9 protein-coding genes are annotated in these 7,913 nt (G+C 53.1%); 3 read left to right on the top strand and 6 right to left on the bottom strand.

All coding sequences use genetic code 11. The features are described 5' to 3' along the window. Nucleotides 1–458 precede the first annotated feature (458 nt). From CV945_RS14175 to CV945_RS14165, 3 genes are read right to left on the bottom strand one after another with little or no spacing between them, the layout of a single operon-like run. Nucleotides 459–1,538 carry an ABC transporter permease gene (locus CV945_RS14175; RefSeq protein WP_023633804.1) on the bottom strand — a complete coding sequence of 360 codons (1,080 nt, stop codon included), beginning with the start codon at nucleotides 1,536–1,538 and terminating at the stop codon, nucleotides 459–461. Further along, nucleotides 1,525–2,481 (bottom strand): ABC transporter ATP-binding protein, encoded by a 957-nt coding sequence (locus CV945_RS14170; protein WP_023633803.1) that lies wholly within the window; start codon nucleotides 2,479–2,481, stop codon nucleotides 1,525–1,527. Before CV945_RS14170 ends, CV945_RS14175 begins: the two co-directional genes overlap by 14 nt. 2 nt (nucleotides 2,482–2,483) lie before the next feature. Then, nucleotides 2,484–3,650 (bottom strand): COG1470 family protein, encoded by a 1,167-nt coding sequence (locus CV945_RS14165; protein ID WP_014195097.1) that lies wholly within the window; start codon nucleotides 3,648–3,650, stop codon nucleotides 2,484–2,486. A 127-nt stretch (nucleotides 3,651–3,777) separates the two neighbouring features. Here CV945_RS14165 and CV945_RS14160 point away from each other — a divergent pair, with 127 nt between their 5' ends. Then, entirely contained in the window at nucleotides 3,778–4,359 is a 582-nt protein-coding gene (locus tag CV945_RS14160) for a sigma-70 family RNA polymerase sigma factor (RefSeq protein ID WP_100660012.1), read from the top strand. Further along, nucleotides 4,349–5,098 (top strand): anti-sigma factor, encoded by a 750-nt coding sequence (locus tag CV945_RS14155; protein WP_014195095.1) that lies wholly within the window; start codon nucleotides 4,349–4,351, stop codon nucleotides 5,096–5,098. Before CV945_RS14160 ends, CV945_RS14155 begins: the two co-directional genes overlap by 11 nt. A 143-nt stretch (nucleotides 5,099–5,241) precedes the next feature. Here the strand turns inward: CV945_RS14155 and CV945_RS14150 are convergent, their stop codons facing one another. The 3 genes from CV945_RS14150 to CV945_RS14140 all read right to left on the bottom strand — a co-directional run bounded on the left by CV945_RS14150 (nucleotide 5,242) and on the right by CV945_RS14140 (nucleotide 7,516). Beyond that, nucleotides 5,242–6,360 (bottom strand): TIGR04053 family radical SAM/SPASM domain-containing protein, encoded by a 1,119-nt coding sequence (locus CV945_RS14150; RefSeq protein WP_033027960.1) that lies wholly within the window; start codon nucleotides 6,358–6,360, stop codon nucleotides 5,242–5,244. Nucleotides 6,361–6,595: 235 nt separating this feature from the next. Continuing rightward, the gene (locus CV945_RS14145) at nucleotides 6,596–7,177 is read right to left on the bottom strand and encodes a molybdenum cofactor guanylyltransferase (protein WP_063330330.1); all 582 of its coding nucleotides are present in this window, start codon (nucleotides 7,175–7,177) and stop codon (nucleotides 6,596–6,598) included. 105 nt (nucleotides 7,178–7,282) lie between these two features. Next, nucleotides 7,283–7,516 (bottom strand): DUF2249 domain-containing protein, encoded by a 234-nt coding sequence (locus tag CV945_RS14140; protein WP_013523134.1) that lies wholly within the window; start codon nucleotides 7,514–7,516, stop codon nucleotides 7,283–7,285. A gap of 129 nt (nucleotides 7,517–7,645) precedes the next feature. On the opposite strand from CV945_RS14140, the gene CV945_RS17330 reads away from it, so the two are divergent. Next, nucleotides 7,646–7,813, top strand: a complete 168-nt coding sequence (locus tag CV945_RS17330; protein ID WP_021322324.1) for a hypothetical protein — start codon at nucleotides 7,646–7,648, stop codon at nucleotides 7,811–7,813. The last annotated feature ends 100 nt before the right edge of the window (nucleotides 7,814–7,913 follow it).

The raw sequence follows: 7,913 nt of genomic DNA, 5'->3' as shown, positions 1-7,913 counted from the left end.
CTGACGAAACACGAAAAAAACGTGTGGGATTCGTTATGTCTTCTGTTGGCAGGCGAAACGATCGATCGAGTTCTTTCCGCTACCTAGGGCATTTTCTATGATGCCCTATTTGTGCTGGGCTTTTTTATACACTAGCACTGGGGTGAATAGTTACTAGATTTGTGAGGTTCATCACATTTCAAGTTGTTGTCACCATTTCGTCAAAATCATTGTCATTGTTTTGTCAAATTTGATTTTTTATCACTTATATTGTTTCCTTTCCCGGAAACCATATGTATGGGAAAACGTAACAAAGGTGGCCAAAAAAATCCGTTCCCATCAAGGAACGGATATGATTGATATGATTGATTGGGTGAGACACGTCTCTTTTGCAGCATTTCATAGTTTTTCAAACAGCCCCACCCAAGCCCAAGGAGCGGGCTCCGTTCACCACTGGAAGCAAAAGGAGAACATTCCTCTCACCCACTCGCCCGTATCTCCTGCCTCATAAACAACCAATACGCGATCGCAAAGCAGATGAGGGTGGCGGCAATGAGCGCGGTCGCCTGCGGCCAAATGAGCAGCAAACTTTGCGAGAACGGCAAGGGGGCCGCAACAGCGCCGGCCGTTTGCTCCACCGTGACGATCCCTAGCGTTCGGACGTCCGGCGAAAGCAAGGCGGTTGTTGATTCATTGAACAAGTAGCTCGGCGACAATCTCATGAGACCAAGCACCAACTCTTGACGGCCGACCGCCTGCTCGACGGACGTAATGGCGTCAGACTGCAAAAACGATTTCGCAAACACTTCCACGATCATCGAGTAGAAAAGATTGAAAAACAGCCAAACGGCCATCGACGACAACGCGGATGTCGCCGCCTGGCGGAAGACGACGGAAAACAAAATGCCGAGATTCAGCCAAAAGGCGATATACACAAGACATAACAACAAAAAGCAGACCATGCGGGCAAACTCTTCGAAAGTAGGCGGAATCCCCAAGACCAAAATGCCCAACGCCATCACGAGCAGGCCGAGCGAAAGAAACAAAACAGCATTCAACAACAGCGCAGCGACAAACTTGCCGTTGATCACATAATCGCGCGGAATCGGCTGGGCCATGAGCCGGCTTAACGTCCCCCGATTCCGCTCCGAATTGATGGCGTCAAATCCAAGGGCGATGCCGAGCAGCGGCCCGAGAAAGCTGACAAACGTCAGAAACGAAGGCAACGTTCCGTCCGAGACGGTGAATAATTTTAGAAACAAGTAGGCGCCTTTCGCGATTTCCTTGGCCTCTTCCGAGGAATCCAACGCGTCCCGGATTGTCGTCATCGCCGTATACAGCGAGCCGAAGCAAGTAAGCAAGATGAGGGCGATTAAAATGATCATGCGCCAACTCGTCAAATAATCGGCCAGTTCTTTTTTGACAATGGCCGAAAAGGCGCTGTTTGCCCCTCTTGCTCGTTTCTTCTCATCAAGCGCACCCACCTTCAGCCGTTCGCTCCATCTTTTCACATATGAAAAAACATCGTTTGCCCATCGCTCTTCCTTACTGGCCTTCACGTACATCCCTCCCTTCAAAATAGCGGTGATAAATCTCATCAAGTCCAAAATCCCGCCGGCTGAGATGGAACAGCGAAGATCCTGATTCGATGATCGTCTGGCTGATGGCGGCGCTCACATCCGTTTGGCAATACACATCCCATCCATCTTCCGTTTGCTCCACTTTATTGACGCCCGGAATCGCCTCGATTTTGGACCGTAAGGAAGCGTCAAGCGGCGAAGCAACCACATGGATGACATAGGCATCCTGCAAAAACAGCTGTTGCGCCAGGCGTTCGATATTCCCTTCGGCCAACAATCGGCCGCCCACGAACAAGCCGACTCGGTCGCAAATTTTCTGCACATGGTGCAATTGGTGCGAGGACAGCAGGACCGTGATGCCTTCATGGCGGCTCAAATCGCGGATCAGCCGAAGCAGCTCGCGCACTCCCTCAGGGTCGATGCCCAACGTCGGCTCATCCAAAATGATCACTTCCGGGCGCTTCATCAACACATCGGCCAAGCCGAGCCGCTGCCTCATTCCCCGCGAGTATTTCCCCGCTTTTTTATGGGCCGCATCGGTCAAATTCACCTTCTCGAGCAGCTCCCACGCTCGCTTTTCCGCCTCGGCGCGAGGAATGCCGTTTAACGCCGCCGTATACAGCAAGTTCTCCAACCCTGTCATGTGATGGTAAAAGCCGACATCATCCGGCAAGTACCCGACTTTCCGTTTAACGTCAATGGGATTTCGCACTGGATCGATCCCGCATACCCTAACCATGCCGGACGTCGGCTCGGTGAGCCCGAGCATCATCAAAATCGTCGTCGTCTTTCCGGCCCCGTTCGGGCCAAGAAGCCCAAAAATTTCCCCTTTTTGAATGGAAAGCGACAAATGGTCAACCGCCCGATGGTCGCCATACGTTTTGCACAAGTTGTCAAGCTCGATGACAGCGGGTGCTGCCATGCTTACCTCCTCCCGTATGTTTTGATCAAATAGTACAGCCCTCCGGCCACCCCGAGAATGATCAACACCGCCACCACTCCCCAAACGGTCGACGTTTTGACCGAGACGCGGAACGCCGCCTCCGCCGACGTTTCCGCCGTTTGCGCCTGGAAGTTGACAACATAATCCCCAGCGATCGCTTCATCCGACGCTTTCACTTTCGCCTTGACTGTTTTGGAATCGCCCGGGTTCAGCTGGGCGATCGTGCTTTGATCGAATTCCACTTCCCAATCAGGCGGAGCGTCAGCCGTCATATTGATGTTCAAAAGTGGAGCGCTTCCGGTGTTTTTGACAACAAGATCGATCACCCGTTCATGCCCCGCCGTCACATCGGTGCTTAAGTTTCCTGACGGCGTCGTCAGTTTGAGCGCATACGTGCCCGTAATGACCGCTTCTAACGTCAGCTCAGCCGACGTATCGCTCGTTTGCGCTTTGATCGGGATTTTGTACGTGCCCGCTTTCACATTTTCCGGCGGTTTAACCTCTACGGTAATGTCTCTTGATTCATTCGGCTCGAGCTTCACCGACGTAACGGAATTGCCTTCCGATTTGAACGTGACTTGCCAACCTTTTTCCGCCGCCGAACTTAACGCGTAATTTTGCGTCTTGGCAGTTCGATTTTTCAGCGTGACATCATACGTGAAGCTCGAATCCGCGTGCCCCTCGAGGTTCGTTTGTTCCGACGTCAGTTCCGTTTTAAACGATCCTTGTTCCGTCACGCGGACAAGCAGCGGCAATTTCGATGAACCACTGTCCCCTTTCGCGACGAGCCAAAAGCGGTAATCCCCCTTGTCGACATCCAGCGGCACGGTCACTTCCAACGTGACCTCTTCTTCTTTTCCGCCTCGGACGGACAGCTGCTCAATCGTTCTCCCCTCAGCGGTAATCGAAGTCGACCATCCTTTCGGCAGGTGGTCAAACGAGAAGGTGACGTTTTCAATGTTGGAACCGTTGTTGATGACATTGACCGTATAATCGATTGTTTCCCCCGGCGTCACGGAAAGCCCGGTGTATGGCGTGAAGAGAACAACACCGCTTGCCGCCGATGCCGGGCGGATCGGAAGAAGAAGCGAAAAGAGAGTCAAGATCATGGCGAACATCATGATGATCCTGCTTTGCACGACATTCACTCCCTCCTTCTGTTTTCACTTCGTATACGCCAGAAATGGATCAATGGATTTGTTTTGCAGGAGAAAAATTCAGTTGTAGAATAGATGCAGAGCAACCATTCCAAGCATGCGTCGGGAGGTGGGCAAGATGGAAGACCGACGGGAAGACCTCGAACTGCTCGAGAAGATCGCCGAAGGCTCGCGCGCCGCCTTTGACCGTTTTTACGAAAAATACGCTCCGATGGTCTATCATATCGCTCTTCGGATCGTCGGCGACGAGGTGGAGGCGGAAGATGTCAGCCACGATGTGTTTCTCGAAATCTTGCAAAAACCGCATCAATTCGACCCGAAACGGGGAAGCGTTCAAGCCTTTCTTGCCGTGAAAACGAAAAGCCGGTCGCTCGACCGCCTGCGCAAGAAACGGGACCTTTTAGTGAGCCGCCTTGAGGAAGCAGCTTTAACAGAAAAGGGGGCGGAATTTGATTTTCTCCGCCAACTGGAACAACAAGTCATCCTCGATGCGTTAACCCATCTCCCCGAAGAGCAGCGGCAAGCGATCATTCACTTTTACTTTCGCGGGGAAACCCAGCGGGAAATCGCCGCCGCTATGAACAAGCCGCTGGGCTCCGTCAAGTCGCTCATCCGCTACGGCTTGCGCAATTTGCGGAAACAAAAAGAGTTGTTCCACTGGATGGAGGCTGGCCGAGGTGAAGAACAGCATGAAGCATAGCCATATTTCGGAAGCAAAAATCGTGGACTGGCTGTTAGGCATGCTGCCAGAGCAAGAAAAAGAAGACGTGTCCAACCATCTAAAGCAGTGCCTTGAATGCCAACGCTTGCTTGAAGCGTGGAAAAACATCGGGCTTAAGGAGGAAGCCCAATATGAAGCACCTCCCCTTTCTCATAAAGAGCGAATTTGGGCCCAAGCAGAAGCGCAAAAACAAACGAAGCGGATGCGGCGCGGTCTCCGCATGGCAGGCGGGTGGATCGGTGCAGCTTTGGCCGTTTTCCTTTTCACCTTGCGCCTTTCCGCTCCCAGCGACGGACCAGCCGCTTCCCATGACCGATCGGATGAGCCATATCGATACCAGATTGTCGAACAACATACCGACATTCCGATCGAGCGAATCATCCATAATCCCAAAACGAAACAAATTCCGATTGAGCCATCGGCGCTCTTTCAACAGATGGACGGCACGATTTGGCTCAATGACGATACGAAGGAAATGTTGATGGAAATTGAAGGGCTGCCGCCGTTTGCGGCCCGCGATTATCAATTGTGGATCATTTACACCAACAACGAGGTCAAAGGGGAACTGTTGACGATCCGCCACGGAGCGGCGCGCATTTTGATCACCGGCGAGGATGTCAAACAGTTCAAGCAAATTAAAGCGAGCCTCGAACCAAAAGGGGGAAGCGCGGCGCCGACCGGGCCCGAGACCTTTATAGTCGAGTTGAACCACGAATGATCTTTCAATAAAAACAGGGAAGGGCGCCTGCTCCTCCCCCGTATGTTTTGAACACACATCCAACATCCGCCGCATGCGCCCGGGCAACCGTCTCACGAACGCCGTAGCGCCGTCATTTTAAGCGGCTGTTTTTCACCGCCTTCTTACCGTTGGCTTCGCTCTTTTGTCCGCAGCGCCTTTGGAATGTAAACACAATACGGCTCGCTTTCCAAATAGTCTCCCGTCACCGCGTACGCCCGCGAGCGTGAGCCGCCGCACACATATCGGAACTCGCAGACGCCGCATTTTCCTTTATATTTGTCCGGATTGCGCAAGTCTTGGAAAATCGGCGAGTGTCGGTAAATGTCCGCCAGCGGCGTTCCCCGGACGTTCCCGGCTTTGACTGGCAGCAGCCCGCTTGGGTAGACATCGCCGATATGGGAGATAAAAACAAAGCCGTTGCCGTCGTTTACTCCTTTCGGCGCGCGGCCGAGCCCGTCGACTTGTCCGGTCAACCCTTGGTTCAACACATCTTCGTAACGGATGCCGCCTTTTGTCGTTTTTCCTTCGCGCATTTTCGCCTGCAGCACAACGCGGCGGTAATGCTGGCCGGCTGTCGTTTTAATGTCAAACGGAACGCGCTTGCTCGTTTCATACAACCAGCGGAACACCCGCTCATGCTCGATGGGGGAAATCATGTCCTCCTCCTTCCCCCTGCCTGTCGGCACAAGGAAAAAGACGCTCCAAAGGACGCATTTCAGCTTCTCAACCAATTCCGCCATTTCATCAAGCACATGAACGTTGTATCGCGAAATGACGGTGTTGATTTGCACGGGAATGTCGAGCTCATGCAAGTATTGAATCGCACGGATCGTCAAATCAAACGAGCCGCTCACGCCGCGGAAATGGTCGTGAATCTCGGCATTCGGCCCGTCAAGGCTGAACGCCCAGCGCGACAGGCCGACCTCTTTTGCTTTGCGGATCGCCTCTTTCGTCACGTTCGGCGTCGCGCTCGGCGTCATTGACACGCGCAATCCTTTATCGATCGCATATTTCGCTAAATCGTACACATCCGGGCGCATGAGCGGATCGCCGCCCGTAAAGACGAGCATCGGCTGATCCATCTCGTAAATCTCATCGATCAGTTTTTTCCCTTCCTCAAACGTCAACTCGCGCGGATCGCGATGGTATTGCGCTTCGGCGCGGCAATGAAGGCACTTGAGTTGACAAGCTCTCGTCAATTCCCAAATCACAATAAACGGATTTTCATTAAAATCGCGCATTGCGGCCCCCTCCTTGGCCTCCATTGTACCGCAACATTCAGGCGCGTTATGTGATATCGATCACATCCACAGCAAAGCCACAACAGAGGGCGATCGTACCATGGGCGAAGATGACAGCCATCTGAACAGGCGGTATAATATATTGACCCGCCATACGCCCAAAAAGTAAAGCAAGGATGGCTCCTCTGATTGAAAAAAAGTATATGCTGTGTCTCCTTCGGCCACAATTCCCCCTTCACCGGTACTCTCCCTCCGTATTGACATTGCGCCATACGGTTTCATCCGCGGCAAGCTGTTGGGCGTCAACATAGCGGACGCGGGCGCCGTCAATAAGCGAGATCATCCGCCGTTCGCCGGCGTCAAGCAGCTCGGCGATCACGGAACGAAGCCGACGATGGTATAGAGCGACCAATGGCTCTGGGCGGCCGCCATGGAGTGGAACGATGGCGTCAAACGTCGGATCGATATAGGAAGCAAGCCGCTCCGCCACTTCCCGCCGCATGTACGGCATGTCGCACGGCAGGACGAACACCCAGTCGGCTCGGCTCTGTTCCATGACGGTGTAAAGGCCGGCAAGCGGCCCACAGCCGCGGCAGCGCTCCACATCGAGCAGCACCGAGATGTCCGTTTGCCGGCGGAATTCATCGATAAGCGACGGGTGGCTGACGATGTACAATTCATCGGCGACGGATCGCAGCGCCGCGACGGACCAAGTGAAAAACGGAGCTCCTTCGTGCAACGCAAACGCCTTCGGCCGCCCAAACCGGCGCGACTGGCCGCCGGCGAGCACCGCTCCGGCAATCGTTTGTTTCATCATGCTTCCCCTTTCCGGACATCCATCGTTTGTTTTTACCGTACCATACCAACCGGCGAAAAAAAAAGATTTCCGCCTGCAGACGGAAATCCCAATGGAGCGGATGATTTATTTTTTGCCGATGGCCACCCGCCAGACGTCCGGCCCTTCCTCTAAGTACTCCCACGTAAACTGATCCGGACGCTCCATCATGAATTGGTATTGCAGCGGACGCGGGTCATGGTCATTCGTCAGCTCCATCACTTCCCCCGGCTTCAAACTGTCAAACAGCCGAAAAATTGCCGGATGGCGGTCGCGCGGCGGATAGTCCGGGGCGTGGATTTTGGCGGCAAATTGGTTCATAACATTGGCCTCCTTTGTAGTATAATGAATTATATACTTTATCATAACCGCTTGAGCCTTGGGCGGTAGTGACGAGCGTCACAGCCCGAAGGTGAACATGTTCAATCCCCATGAAAGGAGAAATGGCGGTTGGAAGAGCTTGTTGGCTTTTGCGCGCAATGCGGCAAGCCGATCCATTGTCTGCATGGGTTTTTAAACGGCGTCGTCAGCCGAGAAACAGAGACGTTGTACTGCTTTCCATGCTATGACAAGCAAAAGGAAACCGAACACACCACGCCGGACAAATGCCACAAGTGATTGAAAACGTTCACAAATAAAAGGGGGGCTGACCCAAAAATCCACTAACAAGTGGACTTTTGGAGCCAGCTCTTTCTTTTTTAAATCGTACATTGATCAT

It is taken from the genome of Geobacillus sp. Manikaran-105 (assembly GCF_002809955.1).
Classification (GTDB): Bacteria; Bacillota; Bacilli; order Bacillales; family Anoxybacillaceae; genus Geobacillus; species Geobacillus thermophilus.
Note: the sequence above shows the minus strand (reverse complement) of the source record. Positions and strands in the feature narration are given on the sequence as shown.

What these genes read in the sequence shown, in the direction of transcription:
- CV945_RS14170 (WP_023633803.1), bottom strand. Translation starts at nt 2,481, where the DNA reads ATGGCAGCACCCGCTGTCATCGAGCTTGACAACTTGTGCAAAACGTAT.
- CV945_RS14160 (WP_100660012.1), top strand. Translation starts at nt 3,778, where the DNA reads ATGGAAGACCGACGGGAAGACCTCGAACTGCTCGAGAAGATCGCCGAA.
- CV945_RS14155 (WP_014195095.1), top strand. Translation starts at nt 4,349, where the DNA reads ATGAAGCATAGCCATATTTCGGAAGCAAAAATCGTGGACTGGCTGTTA.
- CV945_RS14150 (WP_033027960.1), bottom strand. Translation starts at nt 6,360, where the DNA reads ATGCGCGATTTTAATGAAAATCCGTTTATTGTGATTTGGGAATTGACG.
- CV945_RS14145 (WP_063330330.1), bottom strand. Translation starts at nt 7,177, where the DNA reads ATGATGAAACAAACGATTGCCGGAGCGGTGCTCGCCGGCGGCCAGTCG.
- CV945_RS14140 (WP_013523134.1), bottom strand. Translation starts at nt 7,516, where the DNA reads ATGAACCAATTTGCCGCCAAAATCCACGCCCCGGACTATCCGCCGCGC.